The 18,524-nt window shown below is 67.6% G+C and carries 16 protein-coding genes; 9 read left to right on the forward strand and 7 right to left on the reverse strand.

Features of this window, described 5'->3' with window-relative positions:
• The first annotated feature begins 157 nt into the window (after nt 1-157).
• The 4 genes from NNX35_RS06805 to mutM all read left to right on the forward strand — a co-directional run bounded on the left by NNX35_RS06805 (nt 158) and on the right by mutM (nt 2,716).
• Nucleotides 158-724, forward strand: coding sequence for a DUF177 domain-containing protein (locus tag NNX35_RS06805; RefSeq protein ID WP_227923697.1), 567 nt, complete (start codon nt 158-160; stop codon nt 722-724).
• A 2-nt stretch (nt 725-726) separates the two neighbouring features.
• The gene (gene rpmF, locus NNX35_RS06810; protein ID WP_146364453.1) at nt 727-930 is read left to right on the forward strand and encodes a 50S ribosomal protein L32; all 204 of its coding nucleotides are present in this window, start codon (nt 727-729) and stop codon (nt 928-930) included.
• Between the two features lie 85 nt (nt 931-1,015).
• Nucleotides 1,016-1,723: a ribonuclease III gene (gene rnc, locus NNX35_RS06815; RefSeq protein ID WP_255867341.1), complete on the forward strand. Its 708-nt coding sequence runs from the start codon at nt 1,016-1,018 to the stop codon at nt 1,721-1,723.
• A 12-nt stretch (nt 1,724-1,735) separates the two neighbouring features.
• Nucleotides 1,736-2,716 carry a bifunctional DNA-formamidopyrimidine glycosylase/DNA-(apurinic or apyrimidinic site) lyase gene (mutM, locus tag NNX35_RS06820; protein WP_255867342.1) on the forward strand — a complete coding sequence of 327 codons (981 nt, stop codon included), beginning with the start codon at nt 1,736-1,738 and terminating at the stop codon, nt 2,714-2,716.
• Here mutM and NNX35_RS06825 read toward each other — a convergent pair.
• Entirely contained in the window at nt 2,652-3,104 is a 453-nt protein-coding gene (locus tag NNX35_RS06825) for a VOC family protein (protein WP_255867343.1), read from the reverse strand. The genes mutM and NNX35_RS06825 overlap by 65 nt on opposite strands.
• A 208-nt stretch (nt 3,105-3,312) precedes the next feature.
• On the opposite strand from NNX35_RS06825, the gene NNX35_RS06830 reads away from it, so the two are divergent.
• From NNX35_RS06830 to NNX35_RS06845, 4 genes are all read left to right on the forward strand, one after another.
• The gene (locus tag NNX35_RS06830; RefSeq protein WP_255867344.1) at nt 3,313-3,843 is read left to right on the forward strand and encodes an ArsR family transcriptional regulator; all 531 of its coding nucleotides are present in this window, start codon (nt 3,313-3,315) and stop codon (nt 3,841-3,843) included.
• A gap of 1 nt (nt 3,844) precedes the next feature.
• Nucleotides 3,845-4,930, forward strand: a complete 1,086-nt coding sequence (locus NNX35_RS06835; protein WP_255867345.1) for a serine hydrolase — start codon at nt 3,845-3,847, stop codon at nt 4,928-4,930.
• A gap of 116 nt (nt 4,931-5,046) precedes the next feature.
• The gene (locus NNX35_RS06840) at nt 5,047-5,601 is read left to right on the forward strand and encodes a hypothetical protein (RefSeq protein ID WP_255867346.1); all 555 of its coding nucleotides are present in this window, start codon (nt 5,047-5,049) and stop codon (nt 5,599-5,601) included.
• Nucleotides 5,602-5,721: 120 nt separating this feature from the next.
• Complete coding sequence (locus NNX35_RS06845; protein WP_255867347.1) at nt 5,722-7,206, forward strand: HNH endonuclease signature motif containing protein; 1,485 nt, start codon at nt 5,722-5,724, stop codon at nt 7,204-7,206.
• A gap of 11 nt (nt 7,207-7,217) precedes the next feature.
• Here NNX35_RS06845 and NNX35_RS06850 read toward each other — a convergent pair whose 3' ends face one another.
• Genes NNX35_RS06850 through NNX35_RS06865 form a run of 4 tightly spaced genes read right to left on the reverse strand, consistent with a single transcriptional unit; the run spans nt 7,218 to nt 12,684 of the window.
• Nucleotides 7,218-8,036, reverse strand: coding sequence for a serine hydrolase (locus NNX35_RS06850; protein WP_255862849.1), 819 nt, complete (start codon nt 8,034-8,036; stop codon nt 7,218-7,220).
• Nucleotides 8,037-8,045: 9 nt separating this feature from the next.
• Nucleotides 8,046-9,044: an NAD(P)-dependent oxidoreductase gene (locus tag NNX35_RS06855; RefSeq protein WP_255862850.1), complete on the reverse strand. Its 999-nt coding sequence runs from the start codon at nt 9,042-9,044 to the stop codon at nt 8,046-8,048.
• Nucleotides 9,041-11,665 (reverse strand): alpha/beta fold hydrolase, encoded by a 2,625-nt coding sequence (locus NNX35_RS06860; RefSeq protein WP_255867348.1) that lies wholly within the window; start codon nt 11,663-11,665, stop codon nt 9,041-9,043. The genes NNX35_RS06855 and NNX35_RS06860 overlap by 4 nt, the downstream gene beginning before the upstream one ends.
• Nucleotides 11,659-12,684, reverse strand: a complete 1,026-nt coding sequence (locus NNX35_RS06865) for a 3-oxoacyl-ACP synthase III (RefSeq protein ID WP_255766543.1) — start codon at nt 12,682-12,684, stop codon at nt 11,659-11,661. Before NNX35_RS06865 ends, NNX35_RS06860 begins: the two co-directional genes overlap by 7 nt.
• 214 nt (nt 12,685-12,898) lie before the next feature.
• Here NNX35_RS06865 and smc point away from each other — a divergent pair, with 214 nt between their 5' ends.
• The gene (gene smc / locus NNX35_RS06870; protein ID WP_255867349.1) at nt 12,899-16,516 is read left to right on the forward strand and encodes a chromosome segregation protein SMC; all 3,618 of its coding nucleotides are present in this window, start codon (nt 12,899-12,901) and stop codon (nt 16,514-16,516) included.
• Here smc and NNX35_RS06875 read toward each other — a convergent pair.
• Together NNX35_RS06875 and NNX35_RS06880 are read right to left on the reverse strand one after the other, a co-directional pair.
• The gene (locus NNX35_RS06875; RefSeq protein WP_255766540.1) at nt 16,513-17,244 is read right to left on the reverse strand and encodes a glutamine amidotransferase; all 732 of its coding nucleotides are present in this window, start codon (nt 17,242-17,244) and stop codon (nt 16,513-16,515) included. The genes smc and NNX35_RS06875 overlap by 4 nt on opposite strands.
• Complete coding sequence (locus NNX35_RS06880; RefSeq protein ID WP_255766539.1) at nt 17,241-18,467, reverse strand: MFS transporter; 1,227 nt, start codon at nt 18,465-18,467, stop codon at nt 17,241-17,243. The genes NNX35_RS06875 and NNX35_RS06880 overlap by 4 nt, the downstream gene beginning before the upstream one ends.
• Between the last annotated feature and the right edge of the window lie 57 nt (nt 18,468-18,524).

Here is an 18,524-nt window from a genome sequence, read left to right on the forward strand (position 1 = left end):
TAAACTGGGTAATGGAGCACGTGCCCGCACGTGTTCCTTGGCTGCGGTGCAGCCGCAGTTTGAGAGATTCCGGCAAGTCAGGCTAAGATGATATGTCGGTCTATGTTCTACAGGAGTTCTCATTAGCGAATTTTCGCGGTCCAATCCGGAAACTCCCCTGGCTATCAACGTCAGGGACCTCGGGCGCAGCCCGGGAACGATGCGGACCTTGCATGAACATGTACCGGCACCGAAAGACTTCGGTGTTGCGCTTATCGGCGTTCCGGAAGGATCCGGCCTCGAGCTCGATCTGAGGTTGGAGGCCGTGCACGAAGGGATTCTGGTATCCGGCGTAGTAATCGCCCCCGTAAAGGGCGAATGCGGCCGCTGCCTGAAGCCACTCGCGTACGACCAAGAAGTCGATGTGCAGGAACTCTTCTACTACGAGGACGCTGAGTCCTTCGAAGAAGAAGATGAAGAAGAGCAACACCGGATCGAGCGAGATGTCATCGATCTTGAGCCGGTATTGCGGGACGCAGTGGTTCTTACCATGCCGTTCCAGCCGGTGTGCCGGGAAGACTGCGAAGGCCTTTGCTCCGAATGCGGAGCGCGCCTTGAGGAGGATCCGGGTCACCACCATGAAGCAGTGGATCCTCGCTGGGCAGCCCTCGCCGGGCTGACCGGCACGGCCGCAGAAGATACTGCGGCACCAAGTACAGAGTCAGACGAGAGAGAAGAGAGTTAGCCGTGGCTGTTCCGAAGCGGAAAATGTCCCGCGCGAATACACGTGCACGCCGGTCCCAGTGGAAGGCGACCGCGCCCAACCTGGTGAAGACCGTGGAGAACGGCCGCGTCACCTATAGCCTGCCGCACCAGGCCAAGGTCGTAACCGACTCCGCCGGTACCGCGCTGTTCCTTGAATACAAGGGCCGCAAGGTCGCGGACGTCTAAGACCAGTGTTCGGCCCGGTTTTGCGCATCATTAGTGTTGTTGCGGACGGGCACGTGAATACTGCTTTTCGGGTTGTATCCAAAAAGTGAAGAATACTGAAGAGCTTATGAAGCGTCTCGGTGTCGATATCGACGCCGGGACGCTTCGTCTTGCACTCACGCACCGTTCCTACGCTTACGAGCAGGGCGGCATCCCCACGAACGAGCGCCTGGAATTCCTGGGTGACTCCATTCTGGGGTTCTCGGTAACCGATGCGCTCTACCGGGATAATCCTGATCTTTCCGAAGGCGAGCTGGCCAAGCGCCGCTCCGCCGTCGTGAGTACCCGTGCCCTCGCCGGCATTGCCCGCGGCCTGGGGCTGGGGGAGTACATCCTGCTGGGCCAGGGTGAAAAGCTGACCAACGGGCGCGACAAATCCTCCATCCTTGCGGACACCACCGAGGCAATCATCGGTGCCGTGTACCTGGATCACGGAATCGAAACCGCGCGGCAGATGGTGATGCGCCTTGTCGGGCCGCTGCTGTCCAATGCCGAGGCACTCGGCGCCGGCACGGACTGGAAAACGAGCATCCAGGAAATCGCTGCCGGCCGGAAAATGGGCGACATCGAATACCGGGTCTCCGGATCCGGTCCCGACCATTCCCGCAGCTTCGTTGCTGTCCTGCATATCGGTGACAAGGCCTACGGCACCGGTGTCGGCCACTCCAAGAAGGAAGCCGAGCAGGAAGCCGCCGCTGCCTCCTGGAAGATGATCAACGCCAAGGAAGCCGATTCCACGGCTGCCGGTTCCTAGGCACTCCCGGCAATGCCTGAGCTTCCCGAAGTCGAGGTGGTCCGCCGCGGACTGGCGTCATGGGTCCGCGGCCGTACCATCACCGGCGTCGAAGTCGTGGATCCCCGGTCCGTGCGGCGCCATGCGCCCGGCCCGGCCGACCTCGTCGCCAACCTTGAAGGCGCGGTGGTGGCCGACGTCGTGCGCCGCGGCAAGTTCCTTTGGCTGCCGCTGCTCGAGTCGGCTCCTTCACCGAACGGTGCGGACGACGACGTCGTGCCCCCCTTTGCGCTGATGGCCCACCTCGGCATGAGCGGGCAGCTGCTGATGGAGGACTCGGCGCTTCCGGACGAGAAGCACCTGAAGGTCCGGTTCACGCTCAGTCCCGCCGTTGATGCCTCCGGTGCTGCGATGCCGGACGAGCTGCGTTTTGTGGACCAGCGGATCTTCGGCGGTGTGTTCCTCACCGATCTGGTGCCGACTCCCGACGGCGCTCCCGGCGGCCTGTCCGAAACCGGACTTCCGCTCGTGGCGCAGGAAGCCGCGCACATTGCGCGGGACCCCCTCGATCCGGCGTTTTCCTTTGACGGGTTCTACCGTCGGCTGCGGGGCAGGAAGACCGGGATCAAACGCGCACTGCTGGACCAGGGACTGATTTCCGGGGTCGGAAACATTTATGCCGACGAGTCCCTGTGGGCGGCACGGATGCACTTTGCCCGCCCCACGGACACCATGCGCCGGGCTGACGCGCTGCGGCTGGTCGAGGCCGCCCGGGACGTGATGACCCGCGCCCTGGCTGCAGGCGGCACCAGCTTCGACTCGCTGTACGTCAATGTGAACGGTGCCTCGGGGTACTTCTCCCGGTCCCTCAACGCCTATGGCCGCGAAGGACTGCCCTGCCCGCGCTGCGAGGAACTGGGGTTGCACACCCTGATCCGGCGGGATTCATTTATGAACCGGTCGTCGTACAGCTGTCCCGTGTGCCAGCCGCGGCCCCGGAACGGCCGCTGGTAGTTTTCCGTTCCACGAACTGGATCGGATGTCCGTCGAAGTCCTCGACGAATGCAACCCGCAGTTTTCCGTCCAGGAACGGGTGCGGTCCTTGAAGGTCTTTCGCTCCGGCGTCGAGCGCAGCTGTGTAGGCGGCTGCGGCGTCATCCGTCCAGAGCGTGAGGCACGCGCGGTGCCCGGCCGTGACCGGGGTGAGCCCGTGGGCTTCGGCCGCCGGTCCAGGCAGAGCGAGCCCGAGTTCGAAGCCTTCCAATGACATTTCGATTTTGACGGGTGCTGTCCCTGCTCCCGTTGCGCGGAACTCTTCAGTGAAGCCGAGGGCCGCGTAGAAGCGCGCCGCCCGCGCGACGTCGGCGACGAACAAGATGACCTGCGGATTGTAGATTTTCACGGCTGTCCTCATCTCGGGCGTTGGAGTGCGCCCGTTCACGGCACCTTTGCGCACGGTAACAAATCCGGGTGGTATCCGTCGCCCAGCAGCCGGCGTCACACCGGGCGCGCTCCGGACGGGCATCCAGGGCCGGTCCCGCCACCAGCGTCAGGAACAGAAAAATTACGAAACTCTTGCAATCCTTCCGTAATTACGTAATTCTCTATTCATGACTGCAGGAGATGACGCCCGGCTGGAGGCGCTGGAAGCGCGCGTGGCAGCCCTGGAGCAACGCGCGGAAGCCGCGGAGCCTACGTCGGCCGCGGACGGGACGTCGGCCTCGGACGGGGCAGACGTGTTCTGGGCCCTCGAAGGGGTGCGGAAGCGCCATCCCGAGCCGGGAGCCGTGCTGTTCACCGGCACCGCCACTACCGCCGCCGGTGCCCACTACGAGTACCAGTACGGGTTGGAGACCGGGCACCTGCTCGACGTCGACTGGACGCAGTTCGCCGAAACCCTTGCCTCCCTCGGCCATCCCATCCGTCTGGCCGTGCTCCACGCCGTGCTCGGCGGAACCGAGACCGTGGCAGAACTGGTGGAGGAACTGGGTTCCGGAACCTCCGGACAGATTTACCACCACGTTCACCAGCTGACCGCCTCGGGATGGCTCGCACCGCACGCCCGGTCCCGCTACCAAATCCCACCGGCCCGGGTCATCCCGCTGCTGGCGATTCTGACCGCTGCCTCCGGAGGTAACTGACATGTCCAAACACAGACGCATGGCCGTGGCCGTCCTGGCTGCTGCAGCGGTACTGGCCGCCGGGCTCCTTGCTGCCCCGTGGACGCCGCGCCTGTCGACGCAGGTATCCGGGGATGCAGCCCTCGCCGATGCTGTCCGGCCCCTGCTGCAGAAACCTGCCGATGCGGTCAGTGTGGCCTACCTCGAAAACGGCGATGTCCGGTTTGCCGGATCCGGTGCCGACGAGCGGACCGAGTTCGAAATCGGTTCGGTGTCCAAGACATTCACTGCAGCGCTGCTCGCGGACGCCGTCGAGCGCGGCGAGGTGACGTTGGAGACCACCGTTGCCGAGATCCTGGGTCCGGAGCTGCGGGATCCGGAAGCCGAAATCGGCACCGTCACCCTGGTGGAGCTGGCCAGCCACCGTTCGGGGCTTCCCCGGCTTGCCACCGATCCGGGAGCGCTGGTCTCCCTGCTTGCCGGCACCGTCCTCCACCGCGACCCCTACACCGCCTCGCCTGCCGAGGTGCTGGAGCAGGCACAGTCTGCGTCGGTGGGTGGAAGGGGAACGGTGGCCTACTCCAACCTCGGGTATGCCTTCCTCGGGCAGCTGCTCGCCAGGGCAGCCGGGATGGAATACACCGACCTGCTGGAGCAGCGGATTTTCGAGCCACTGGGAATGAAGGACACGTACGTGCCAATGACGGCCGACAACCTACGTCCCGATGCTCCGACCGGCCGGAATGCAAGCGGACTGCCAGAGGGTGCCTGGACCGGCAACGGCGGGGCGCCGATGGGTGGGATCCGGTCTACCGCAGCGGATATGTCGCTCTACCTCCAGGCACTGCTGGCGGACACTGCTCCGGGTTCCCGTGCCCTGGAACCGCAGTGGGATACCGGTGAGGACGGAGAGCAGGTGGGCCTGGCATGGTTCACCCAAGCCTCTCCCTCGAGTGGGCGGGCTGCGACCTGGCACAACGGCATGACCGGAGGCTTCTCGGCCATGGCGGCGATGGACCGCGAGGCGGGCACGGCGGTGCTGATCCTCTCCAACGTGGCTGCCGGGCAGGAAGAAGCTGCCTTGGCTTTGCTGAAGGAAGGTCTCTGATGACATTCACCCTGTTGTCCTGGATCCTCGCCGTCTGGCTGGTGGCGCTCTGCCTGTCCGTGGCGGTTCCCGTCTGGAAGCGGGCGGGACAGCCGTCCGGTCCCGGCAGGAGGTCTTTGCTGGCCGGTTTGATGGAAGCGGCATTTATCGCCGGCCTTTTACGTCTGATGTCCCCGTGGGCTTCCGGGTCGGTGGTCCTTTGGGTGGTGGCCGTGGTTGCGCTCGCTGCAGCTGTTGCCGGTGCTGTTCTTCGCTGGCCGGAGCTGCCGGGCCGGGTTGAGTCTGAGGGTTTGTTACGGGAGAAGGTATCCGAGGCTACGACGGGACCGGAGCCGGCCGGATCGGAGCTGGTTCCGAACCCAGACATCCCTGCGGAGGCGTCGGATCAATCCCGGCTGCCGCAGACCGCGGCGGCACAAGCCGCATCGGTGGAGCGGTCACGGCTACCGTTCTTTCCTGTGCGGGAAAGGGCGGCCGCATCCGACACCGGGAATTCCGACCCCGGCAGCCCCGACCCCGGAAGCCCAGACCGGAAGGCGAAGGCCGGGAAGCCCGGAGGGAAGGCGAAGGCCGGGAAGAAGAAGCCGAAGAAGGAGCCCGGAAACCTCGCGCTGGCGGGGAACGCTGCCCTGCTGCTCGGCGTCGTCGTGGTTTCTTTTCTGGCTGGGTAAGGCCGGTTTCGGACGCAAGAGCGTCGCTTGGAAGGCTATAAAAGACAACTGAAAAAACAGGTGGTTGAACGGGTATTTTGCGCCTAGATCAGAGCTCCAGACCCCGATAGACTCGAACACATGTTCGAATATTCTCACCCTGCAAACCACCCGCGGACCGGCGGATCGACCGCCGGTACCGCGTTGGTGAACGCGTGGGCCGAGGTACTGGGAGACCAAGCTGAGGGCCTGTCCAGCGGGGCGCCGGATGACGGCGAGCTCATTGACCGGATCCGGGCGCTCGAGGAACTGAAAGCCGCAGCCTCGGCGGCACAGGCCCGGGCGGCTGTAGAATTCGATGCCTCGCAGCGCAGGAAGCAGGCCGAGGCCGGAGTGCCGCGCGCGGACCTCGGCCGCGGAGTCGCGTCCCAGATTGCCTTGGCCCGCAGGGAGTCACCGAGCCGCGGGGGACGGCTGCTGGGGTTTGCCAAGGTGCTGACAAAAGAGATGCCGTGCACGCTGGACGCGCTGACCCGCGGGAAAATCAGTGAATGGCGGGCAACGCTGCTGGTCCGCGAGACAGCTTGCCTAAGTCTGGAGGACCGGCGGCGGGTGGATGAAGAACTGGCCGGAGATCCGGACGTGCTGGAAACCCTGGGGGACCGGCAGATCATTTCCCGTACCAGAGGTGCCGCTTACCGGTTCGACCCGCAGACAGGGGTCAAGCGCGCAGCCAAAGCCGAATCCGAACGCTTTGTTTCCTGCCGGCCGGCACCGGACACCATGACTTTCCTAACCGGACTACTGCCCGTCGCCCAGGGAGTGGGAGTCTTTGCCGCACTGTCCCGTGAAGCAGACCGGCTGCGGGCAACCGGAGATACCCGGGGGCGGGGCCAGATCATGGCGGACACTCTCGTGGAACGCGTGACCGGCCAGGCGGAGACAGGGCAGCTGAAGGTGGAAGTTCAGCTGGTGATGTCGGACCGGACACTGTTCGGCGGAGACTCAGAGCCTGCTCTGGTCCCCGGGTACGGCCCGGTGCCGGCGCAATGGGCAAGGGACCTGGTCCGGGGAAGGCGTCCGGGGCAAGAACCCGGGCAGGACTCCGAACATGACGGGCAACGGGCTGCAGGCCGGACAACGAAGCAGGACAAGCAGGAAGAACGCTGGATCCGCCGGCTCTACACCGAACCGATTGCCGGTCAATTAGTCGCTATGGATTCCCGGGCGCGCTTGTTCCCGGCTTCGCTGGGACGGTTTATCGCGGCACGCGACCAGACCTGCCGAATGCCGTGGTGCGGGGCACCGATTCGGCATCTCGACCATATTCGCCCGCACCGTGACGGCGGGGAGACCAGCACTGCGAACGGTCAGGGACTCTGCGAGGCATGCAACCAGGCTAAGGAAGCACCCGATTGGAAGGCGCAAACGCTCGATCCGCCGCCGGGATCAACTACACCGCAAACCGTCGAGACCACCACCCCAACAGGGCACACCTACCGGTCCACGGCGCCTCCGCTCCCCGGAAGCAGGGCCGAGGACAGCGCTGGCGATCGGACGGGAGGCAAGCCGCCCCCGAAGGGTTTCCTGGAAGCCTGCATCGTGGACCTGGTTTGGGCCGCGTAGCAGGCAGAACGCTACCGGTCCGCCAGCTCCGCAAGGACCCCGTCGGTAAAGGGAGGCCACACCTCGGCAGCCCAAGGACCGAAATCGCGGTCGGTAAGGCAGACAGCAGCAGCACGAGCCGCAGGATCCACCCAGAGGAAAGTGCCCGACTGGCCGAAGTGCCCGAAAGCGGCCGGCGAGCTGTTGGCACCGGTCCAGTGCGGAGACTTCTGGGCACGGATCTCGAAACCGAGACCCCAGTCGTTCTCGTTCTGCCGGCCGAAACCGGGAAGCACTCCCGCCAGGCCGGGAAAGACCACCTGCGTGGCTTCCGTCAACCGGCCCGGATCCGTGAGCGTGGGAGCCTGCAGCTCGGCAGCAAACCTGCTGAGGTCCGCAGCCGTGGAGACGGCACCGGCAGCGGGGGAGCCCTCCAGTGTTGTGGAAGACATGCCCAGCGGAACCAGCACGCCTTCCCGCAGGTATTCCCCGAAGGCCATGCCCGTAGCCTGCTCCAGTGTCTCTCCGAGTACCTCAAAACCCGCGTTGGAATACAGGCGCCGGGTACCGGGGGTGTAGCGGACGGTGCGCTCGCCGAAGTCGTAGCCGCCGGAATGGGCCAGCAGATGCCGGACGGTGGATCCCTCGGGGCCCGCAGGCTGATCGAGTTCCAAGGCTCCCTCATCGAGGGACACCAGAACGGCGTATGCGCTCAGCAGCTTGGTGACTGACGCCAGCCGAAAACGGAGGTCCTGGTCGCCGGCGGTTCCCAGCACCTCGCCGTCAACGCCTACGACGGCGGCAGCGGCGTGGTCGACGGGCCAGGACTCGATCGTCTGCAGGCTTTTCACGGGATCATCCTAGGAGTAGTGCCGGGCAAGCCGGATCATGCCGTCTTCAATCGAAACTTCGGGCGTCCAGTCCAGCACTTCGCGGGTTTCGCGCTGGTCAAACCAGTGCGACGTCGAGAGCTGCTCGGCAAGGAAGCGGGTCATGGGCGGCTCGTCATGGACCAGACCCCGCCGGCCGGCCACCAGCCATGCCTTCTCGATCAGGCTTCCGGCGCCGCGGGCAACCTTGCCGGGAACGCTCCAGCCCGGTGCAGCCACTCCAGCGGCGGCACAGATCCCGGCAATCAGTTCCCCTACCGGCCTCGGCTGTCCGTTAGTCACCACGAGGGCACGGCCGGCCGCGGCATCCATCCGCTCGAGCCCGCGGACAATGGCTGCCGCCGCGTTGTCGATATACGTGGTGTCGATCAGCGCAGCACCGGCATCCAGCAGCGGCAGCCGGCCGGACCGGGCACGGTCGATCACGCGTTCCACCAGCTGCGTATCGCCGGGCCCCCAGACGATATGCGGGCGGATGGCAGTGACCCGGAAATCGGAGGAGTTCTGCGCCAGCGCAATGAGCTCGGCCTGGGCCTTGGACGCGGCGTAGAAGCCGCGGGCACGGGACGGATCTGCAGTACCCGCACCGGCACCGGCAATCGGTTCGCCGAAGTGCGCCACGGACGGAGAGGACACGAAGACGACGTCGCGGACCCCGGCCGCCTGCGCAGCCTGCAGCAGGACCTGCGTACCAACGATGTTGGTTTCCTCGAACTCATGCCACTCGCCGGTAAAGGAAACCTTCGCGGCGAGATGGATTACTGCGTCCATCCCGTCCACGGCGCGGGCAGCAGCAGCGGGATCCGCAACGGACCCGGCCACGGAGTCCCGGCCCGGGACTCCCGGCCGGCGCTGGAACGTGCGGACCTTGTGGCCCTTGGCTTCCAGCAGGTCCGCCACGGCGCCGCCCAGCAGGCCGCTGGCACCGGTGACGAGGACATTCCGGGGAGGCAGGACGGCGGAGCTCATCGCCGTCCCTTGCCCAGGCTCGGCACCGGACCGCCGGCGAGCAGCCGGGAGGCCCAGTCCGCCAACGCGGTGCGGTCGATCTTGGAATTGTGCCGGATATCGGTGGGCATCTGCGGCAGCACCAGTACCGCCGCCAGATCGAGCCCCACCAGCTCGGCCACGCGGGACCGCACAGCTGCGGTCAGCGCCGGAGTCGCGGTTCCGGCCCGGCGGGCGGGCGGTTCCGTTTCGAGCACGGCCACGGGCACCTGGGCACCCGCGGGTCCGACGCCGACCAGCGCCACCCTGCCTACGCCGTCGACCGTCTCGGCCGCCTGCTCGGCTGCCACCGGAGTCCGGACACCGTCCGCAGTGGTGAGGATGTGCCCCAGGCGGCCCTCGACCCACAGCCGGCCCTCGTCGTCGAAGTGGCCGACGTCGCCGGTGCGGTGCCAGCCGTCAATGGAGGAACTGTGGCGTTCCGTGATCCAGAGCCGGTCGTAGCGGTCCTTGACGTGCGGGGCGCTGACCAGGATTTCACCGGTGCGGTTCGCGACGGTCAGCGGTTTGTTGCCGACCGAGCCGTCCGGCAAGACTTCGGCGATGGCCACGTCGGCCCGGGACACCGGGGTGCCCACGCAGACGCCGTTGCCGGCACCCGCGGCACGGATGCCCTCGAGGCTGATGTCGGTGACCGGCAGCGCTTCGGTCATGCCGTACGGGGTGTGCAGGGACGCCTTCGGCACCAGATCCTGCACCTGGGCCAGAAGCGGCTCGGCTATCGGGGCGCCGGCGGAAAGCAGCAGTTCCACCTGTGCCAGTGCGGCCCGTTGTGCAGCGTCCAGTTGGCCGGACGTGGCCAGCACGTTGGTCAGCGCCGCAGGGGAAGCAAAGATGGTGGTGGCATCCACGGCGACGGCGGCATCAGCCAGGGCTGCCGCGGTCAGGGTGCGCGGGGAGGTGACGTCCATGTCCGGAGTCACTGACGTTGCCCCCAGCGCCGGCCCCAGCAGGGCGAACGGCGCGAAGCCGGCCACCAGCGAGGTCCCGGCACGGAGGTTATAGGTGTCCTTGATGGCGTCGCGCATCGCGGCCAGCTGCCGGTGCGTGTACACCACGCCCTTGGCAGGGCCCGTCGAGCCGGAGGTGAACAGGACGGCGGCGTCGGCGTCGGGGTCTGCGGGATACCACGGCGCTTCGGAGCCGGAACCGTCGGCAATGAGACCCTCGACGGAATGCCGCACACCCAGCAGCCGTTTGCGGGCCGGAGACAGCTCGGACACGCTGATCCGGGTTCCCGGCCAGCCCAGCGCCCGGGCACCGATCAGCGCCCGGTCGATGCCGATCAGGAACGCCGGACCGGCGCCCTTGATGGCGCGGCCGAGTCCCTTGGTGCCGAGGCCGGCGTCGGCCACCACGATGACGGCGTTCAGGCGCAGGCACGCGTAAATCAGCGAGGTCAGTTCAATGCCGGGCGGAACCAGCAGGTTCACCCGGGTTCCGGGACGTACGCCGGCCGCGGCAAGTCCCGCAGCGAGGGCATTCACGCGTTCCGCAAGGCCCGCCCAGGACAAGGTGCGCGGGGCCGTGCCTTCGCCTCCGCCCAGCGGTGCCATGTCGACGACGGCGGGGCTCGTATCGCGCGCCCGCTCATCCAACTCGGCAAGCATGGGGCGGAACGGCTCAGTGCGCCGGAGGGCGGAATCCGCAGGCTCTTCGACGGCGGTCCGCAGCCAGGCGAAGACGGGGGAGGCGATGTCGACGTCTTCGGGAAGCAGGTGCCCCGCACCCTCGAACCGGTGCACGGAGGATTCCGGCAGCCGCTCCAGCAGGTCGCGCAGGTAGCGGTCGGAAAAGACCGGATCCCGAGGACCCCAGAGAACCAGCGAGGGAACGTTGAGCCGGCGGATGCCCTCGGCTACGGTGTTCAGCGCGCGCCAGCTCGGGTGGGAATCGACGGCGGGAATGTCGGCAACGAAGTTCGCGACGCCCTGCCGGCGGGCCGCACCGCGGTACGGCAGTGCGAAGGCATCCCGCACGGGAGCCGGGAGTGCTGGCTGCGCGAGGGAATGCGTGACCCGGATAAAGGCATCGGTGCTGCGCGTGCCCCAGGGGTGGACGGCCGGATGCAGGGCCAGCTTCAGGGCCGGCGGCAGCGAGTAGCCGGCCGGATGCACAGCGGTGTTGGTCAGGACGACGCCGGCCAGCTGGCGGCGGTGCCGCAGCGCCCAGCCCAGGGAAATCACGCCGCCCCAGTCATGGCCGACAGTGACCACGGGACCCGTGATCCCCAGCGTGTCCGTGAGGTTGCCGAGGTCGGTGATCCGGTCCTCCAGCCGCCGGAAGGCGCCGGTGCGCTCGGAGAAGCCCATATCCAGCTGGTCAACGGCCACTACGCGCCACGGCTTGTCGGCGGAAGCGCCGGCAGCCAGCAGGGTGCGCCAGAGATAGGACCAGGTGGGGTTGCCGTGTACGCAGAGCAGGGTTCCGGCCGGTTCAACCCCGGCGGCGGCCAGGTCAGGGCCGTTGTCGAGGATGTGCCACTTGCGCACTGAGCCGGCGACGTCGACGGCGGCGGTGGAGGGAACGTGGACAAACGTGGACCAGGCGGCGGAAACGCCGGGCCAAAGCTCCTCTACCACGCAATCTCCATCATGGTCGTGTTCAGTCCGGAGCCCACGCCCATGCACAGCACGCGGTCGCCGGGGTTCAGGGAACGGGATTCCTGGGCCAGGGTCATCGGCAGCGACGCCGGACCGACATTGCCCCAGTTCGGGAACGTGATCGGCACTTTTTTCCGGTCCAGGTCCACGGCCTTGATGATGGCGTTGGTGTAGGAGTTGGACACCTGGTGGGTCACGTAGCGGTCCATGCCGGACCAGTCCCAGCCGTTGCCGTGGGCTTCGTGCCACGCATCCACCACGAGTTCCAGGCCGCCGTCCAGCAGGCCCTTGGTATCGGTGTACATGCCGTCGATGCCGCCCACGCACAGCTCGTGGTGCTGGGTGCCGGCACGCGAAACGCCGCCGAGGATGCGGTGCGAGCCTGGGTGGCGGTCCGCGCGGCCGATGACGGCGGCAGCCGCACCGGAGCCGAGGGTGAGGGTGGCGAATTCCCGCAGGTAGTCGTCGCGGGTCGAATCGGGGGCGTTCAGGCGCTCGAAAGTGGCTTCCTGCACGCCCTGGGAATCTTCGCCGGCCACGATCAGGGCATAGTTGATCTGCCCTGAGTCGATCATGTTGGACGCCAGGGTGATGCCGTTGACGAAGCCCAGGCAGGCGTTGGCCAGGTCGAAGTTCATGGCGGAGGAGGGCAGGCCCAGGCCGTTGTGGATCTTCACGGCTACGGAAGGCTCAAGGTTCCGGCGCGTCACCGAGGTGTTGATGAGCAGTCCGATTTCGGATGCTTCGACGCCGGCTTCGGCCAGGGCCTTGGCACCGGCTTCGGTGGCGCCGTCGTCGAACGCGGTGCCGGGGGCCCACCAGCGGCGTTCACTCACGCCTGCCACCCGCTCGAGCAGGCGCTTGGAGAGCCGCAGCCGCTTGAGCGACGGCTCGAGGCGCTCGTCGAATTCACTGGAACTCATGACCACCGGAGCTTCAACGCTGTTCACGCTGAGGATGGCGGAGTTGGAGTGCTGGAAGTTGAAGTTCCCGGTCAAAATGCCTGCCTTGTCTGCTGCTGAACCTATCGCGCTGGCGGCCGCCGTGAAGCCTGCATCCACGCCCTAAAATCATATGACTCTTCTAGAAGCCTACTGACCGGCCCCGCGATTCCGCAGGCAAAAGCCGGATTACGCTCTCCGAGTAGAGCGGAATTTTGACGCTAACCGCGTAGATTTAAGGAATCAACCCCGGCAGGAGAGATTAACCCCCGTGCATCTGAAGACCCTGACCATGCGAGGATTCAAGTCCTTTGCATCGGCCACCACCTTTGAGTTCGAACCCGGTGTGACGGCGGTGGTTGGCCCCAATGGGTCCGGGAAGTCCAATGTGGTGGATGCCCTGGCATGGGTGATGGGCGAACAGGGCGCCAAAACCCTGCGCGGCGGAAAGATGGAAGACGTGATCTTCGCGGGTACGTCCGGCGCTTCCGGCCGTGCACCGCTGGGCAGAGCCCAGGTATCGCTGACCATCGACAACGCCGACGGCGCCCTGCCGATCGAATACTCCGAAGTCACCATTTCGCGCACGCTCTTCCGCACCGGCGGATCCGAGTACGCCATCAACGGCAGCCCCTGCCGCCTGCTCGACATCCAGGAACTGCTCTCGGACTCCGGCCTGGGCCGTGAGATGCATGTCATAGTCGGGCAGGGGCAGCTGGACAAGGTGCTGCACGCTTCAGCGGAGGAACGCCGGGGCTTTATCGAGGAAGCCGCCGGCATCCTCAAGCACCGGCGGCGCAAGGAAAAAACCCTGCGCAAGCTGGACGCCATGGCCGCGAACCTCGCCCGCGTCACCGACCTCACTGCCGAACTGCGGCGCCAGCTCGGACCGCTGGGCAAGCAGGCCGCCGTCGCCCGCCGGGCCAAGACGGTGCAGCAGGATGTCCGGGACGCCCGTTCACGGCTGCTGGCCGATGACCTGGCCACCCTGAAGGCTGCCTACGAGAAGGACGCCGCGGATGAATCGGCCCTGAAGGCACGCCGCACGGTAGTGGAGGCTGCGGTGGAAGAGGGCCGGAAGCGGCAGGCCGAACTCGAGGCGCTGGCTGCGCAGGCCGCACCGAAGCTCAACGCCGCACGGGACACCTGGTACGAACTGTCCTCCCTGCAGGAACGGTTCCGTTCCCTTGCCGCGCTCGCGGCCGAGCGTGCCCGGCTGCTGGGGGCAGCGGAACCGGCGGCCGGCAGCGGCCGGGACCCGGAACAGCTGCAGGCCTCTGCGGACCGGGTCCGCGCTGAAGCCGCGGCCCTGGACACCGAAATCGAGGACCGGCGGGCACGGCTGGAGGACGCCGTGGAGATCCGCGAGGCGGCCGAAGAGGAAGCGGCTGCGGAGGAAAAGCGGTATGCCGGGCTGCTCCGGGCCGCGGCGGACCGGCGCGAGGGCCTGGCCCGGCTGACCGGCTCGGTGGAAGCCGCCCGTTCGAGGGTGGCCTCGGCGCAGTCCGAAGCGGGCCGGCTGCGGGCCTCGATCACCGCTGCCGAGGAACGCCGTACCCGCGCCCGCGAAGAGTTCGAGCAGCTGGAAGGGTCCGCTGCCGGAGCCGAGGCAGGCGAAGCGGACCTGGACGCCGAGTATGAAGAAGCGCAGGCAGCCCTCGAAGCGGCCGAGCAGGAACTCCGGCAGCTGCAGCAGGCCGAGCGGGAAGCAGTCCGCGAAACCGAGAACCTCGCCGCCCGTCGTGAGGCCCTCGCCGTCGGCCTGGACCGGCGCGACGGCAGCGCCTCCCTGCGCGGGGCCGGGGTGGACGGCGTGCTGGAACCGCTGGCGGAATTGGTCAGCGTCAAGCCGGGCTGTGAACGGACAGTGGCGGCAGCATTGGGATCCGCAGCGGACGCCCTGGCCGCCGCGGACCTCGACGCCGCAGCCCGGGCCCTGCAGCACCTGAAGGACACGGGGGAGGGGCAGGTGGAACTGCTGCTGGGCGGGGCACCGACCCGGGCCGCTGAGCTGCCCGCGGACCTTCCGGCCGGCGCGGTGCCCGTGCTGTCCCTGCTGAGCGCCGATGCCAAGGTGCAGGAAGCCCTGAACGCACTGCTGGGCAACGCCGTGGCAGTCCCCGACCTGGCCTCGGCCGTGAGCCTGGTGGCCGCCTCGCCCGGTGCCGTCGCGGTGACGCCCGACGGGGATGTGCTGAGCGCCTTCAGCGCCCGGGGCGGGTCCGCCTCGGCCCCGGGGCTGCTGGAAATCTCCGCCGCGGTGGAGGAAACGGATGCCCGCCTGGCAGCGGCACGCGCCCGGGCGGAGGAAGCCGGTGCCGGCATCGGCGCAGCGGCCGCGCGGGTCGAGGCGTGCCGGCTGCGGGCGGACACGGCACTCGCGGCCCTGCACGAGTCCGATGCTCGGCTGGCTGCGGTAGCTGAACGGCTCGGCACTCTGGGTTCCGCCCTGCGCGCCGCCTCGGGGGAGGCTGAGCGGCTCTCGTCCCTGGTGGCGGCGGCAGAAGCCAACGTGGTGGCGGAAGAAGCGAAACTGGCGGCCGTGTCCGAGCGCCTCGCCGCAGCCGGCGAGGAACACCTGCCCGACGAGGAACCGTCCGCGGACCGGCGGGATGCATTGGCGCTCGCCGCGGCCTCCGCACGGCAGGCGGAAATGGATGCCCGGCTGGGCCTGCGCTCGGCCGAAGAACAGCTCAAGGCCGTAGCCGGCCGCGCGGAGTCACTGGAACGCGCTGCCCTGGCCGAACGCCGGGCCCGGGCTGCCGCGGCGGAACGGGCCAGACGCCGCGCCGGACAGCATGCCCGCGCGGTTGCCGTGGGCGCGGCGGCAGAAGCCGTGCTGGCACACCTGCAGGTTTCCCTGGCACTGGCAGCCGAGGAACGCAGCCGTGCGGAGGAAGCCCGGACCGCACAGGAAACCGAACTGTCCTCCGTCCGCAGCGCCAACAACGACGCCGCTGCGGAACTGGCACGGCTCACGGACTCCGTCCACCGCGACGAGCTGGTCCGTGCACAGCAGCGGCTGCGCATCGAGACCCTCGAAGCCCGCGCCCTCGAGGAGCTGGGCATGACCGCCGAGCATCTGGTGGCGAACTTCGGGCCGGACCAGCCGGTTCCGGTGCCCGCCGAGCCGGTCAGCGGCGACAAGTGGGCGGCACTGCGCACGCCCGTGGACGAGGACGGCAATCCGCTCCTGGACGGCATCCCGTATGTCCGGGCGGAGCAGGAGAAGCGGCTGAAGCGCGCCGAACGGGACCTAGCGGCGCTCGGAAAGGTCAATCCCCTGGCGCTGGAGGAATTTGCCGCCCTGGAGGAACGCCACCAGTTCCTGTCCACGCAGCTGGAAGACCTCAAAGCCACCCGGAAGGACCTGCTGGACATCATTGCCGACGTCGACCGCCGCGTGGAAGAGGTCTTCACCGCCGCGTACCGGGACACTGCCGAGCAGTTCAAGCATGTCTTCGGCACGCTGTTCCCGGGCGGGGAGGGACGGCTGGTGCTGACCGATCCGGACAACATGCTGACCACCGGAATCGAGGTCCATGCCCGGCCGGCCGGCAAGAAGATCAAGCGGCTTTCCCTGCTCTCCGGCGGGGAACGCTCACTGACGGCCGTGGCGCTGCTGGTGGCCATCTTCAAGGCCCGGCCCTCGCCGTTCTACGTGATGGACGAGGTGGAGGCCGCGCTGGATGACACGAACCTCGGCCGGCTGCTCACCATCTTCGAGGAACTGCGGGAGTCCAGCCAGCTGATCGTCATCACCCACCAGAAGCGCACCATGGAAGTGGCGGACGCGCTCTACGGCGTGACCATGCGCGGCGACGGGGTTTCCACCGTCATCAGCCAGCGGATCGAGCGCGGGACGGAGCCCGGAGCCGTCCGGAGCTAGGACGCGTAACGGCTCACGAAGTTGCGCAGCACCCGCGGCGGCACGTGCACGGCCGATCCGCGGACGGCGTCCATCACCGTCTCCGCCTCATCCGGCTCAAAGTAGCCGGCATGCCGGTACACGGAGATCCGCGTCAGCAGCCCGGCCACGTCCAGCTCCGGATGGAACTGCGTGGCGTACAGGTTGGACTTCACCCGGAACATCTGCACCGGGCAGGTCGCCGAACCGGCAAGGTTCACCGCATGGGCCGGCAGCTCGGCGACGGCCTCCTTATGCCCCACGTACGCGGCGAAGGTATCCGGTACGCCTTCCAGCAGCGGGTCGCGTCGGCCTTCGGGCGTCAGCCGTACCTCGACCGGGCCCACCGGCTCGCCGTACCGGCGGTCCACGGTTGCGCCCTGGTGCCGGCCCAGCGTGCCCACTCCGTAGCAGGCGCCGAAGAACGGAAAGTCGCGGGCCACGACGTCGTCCAGCAGTTCGGCCATCTCCGACTCCACCCGCAGCTGGACCGGGGACTTGGACTCCTCGGGATCGCTCGAGTTGAACGGGCCGCCGCCCACAATCACGCCGCTGTAGGAATCCAGGTCCACCGGCGGCAGCGGGCCGGCTTCGAGACGGACCCGGTGCAGCTGCCCCTCGTCGAGCCCGCCGAAGCGCAGGAAAGAGGCGTACTCCTCGTCGGCGGCGTCATCTTCGGCGCGGGTGGCCAGGAGCAGGAAAGGCTTCATTCCTCGATGGTAGTGGGGGCCGGGGCCGCTTTCCGGGCAGGCAGGGTCTCCCGCGCCGTCAGCCAGGCGATGAAGCCCATGGCGGCAATGGCGCCGGTAACGCCGAACGCCCAGGAGTAGCCCAGCGAGTCGGCGAGCATGCCGGCGAGGATGGGACCGGCAATGGCACCGGTGTCGCTGGCCATCTGGAAGGTGGCCAGGACCTTTCCGCCGCTGCGCCCGTTGCCGATGATGTCGCCCACGGCGGCCTGCTGTGCGGGATTGAGCAGGCCGGTGCCCATGCCGGCGATGACGGAGATGATCAGGAACTCCGGCACGCTGGAGCTGAAGCCCATCAACGCGGTGGCTGCGGCGTTGACGGCCAGTCCAATAAGGGCCAGGGGCTTGCGGCCCCAGCTGTCGGCCAGCCGGCCGGAGAACGTCAGGACGACGGCGGTACCCACTGCGAAGGCGGTCAGGGAAATGCCCGCCACCTCCGGTCCTGCGGACAGCGCCGCGGCAGCGAACAGCGGAACCAGGGCATTCCGCACACCGAACGAGGACCAGCCGTTGGCGAAGGAGGAAACCAGCGCCGCACGGTACGTCGGATCCCGCAGCGCCTCCGCGACGGTCAGTACGGGCAGTGCGGCGGGCTTGGTGTCGTCGGGCCCGGCGACCGGCCGGGAGTCCTTCAGCCGGAGGAAGACGACACCGGCGGCCAGCACCAGCGCGGCGGCATAGACAAGGAACGGAACGCGCAGTCCGAATCCGGCCAGCAGGCCGCCGAGCAGCGGTCCGCCGATATTGCCCAGCAGGAACGAGGAGGCATAGGCGCTGGAAACCCTGCCGCGGATCTCCGGAGGTGCAAGCCGGATGATGAGCGCCATGGCCGAGATCGTGAACATGGTCGAACCAATGCCGCCCAGGCCGCGGAAGACCAGGAGCTGCCAGTAGCTCTGGGCAAAGGCGCATGCGGCGGTGGACAGGGCCACGATCAGCAGGCCGGCAATGTAGACCGGGCGCTCGCCGAGCTTTTCCAGCAGCATGCCGCCGGCCGGGGCAAACACCAGCCGGGTGAACGCGAACGCGCTGACAATGACGGCGGAAGCGGTCACGCCGACGTCGAAACTCTGCGCGAACTGCGGCAACACCGGCGCCACCAGGCCAAAGCCAAGGGCGATGACGAAGGCGGCCGCGATGAGGACCTGGATTTCCTGCGGGATTCGGATTCTGGAAGAGCGCACCATGATAAGGCGATTCTCTCAGATCCCAGGGGAGGGGATGAGCAGCATGTGAGAAGC

It is taken from the genome of Arthrobacter sp. zg-Y844 (assembly GCF_024385465.1).
Taxonomy (GTDB): Bacteria; Actinomycetota; Actinomycetes; order Actinomycetales; family Micrococcaceae; genus Arthrobacter_B.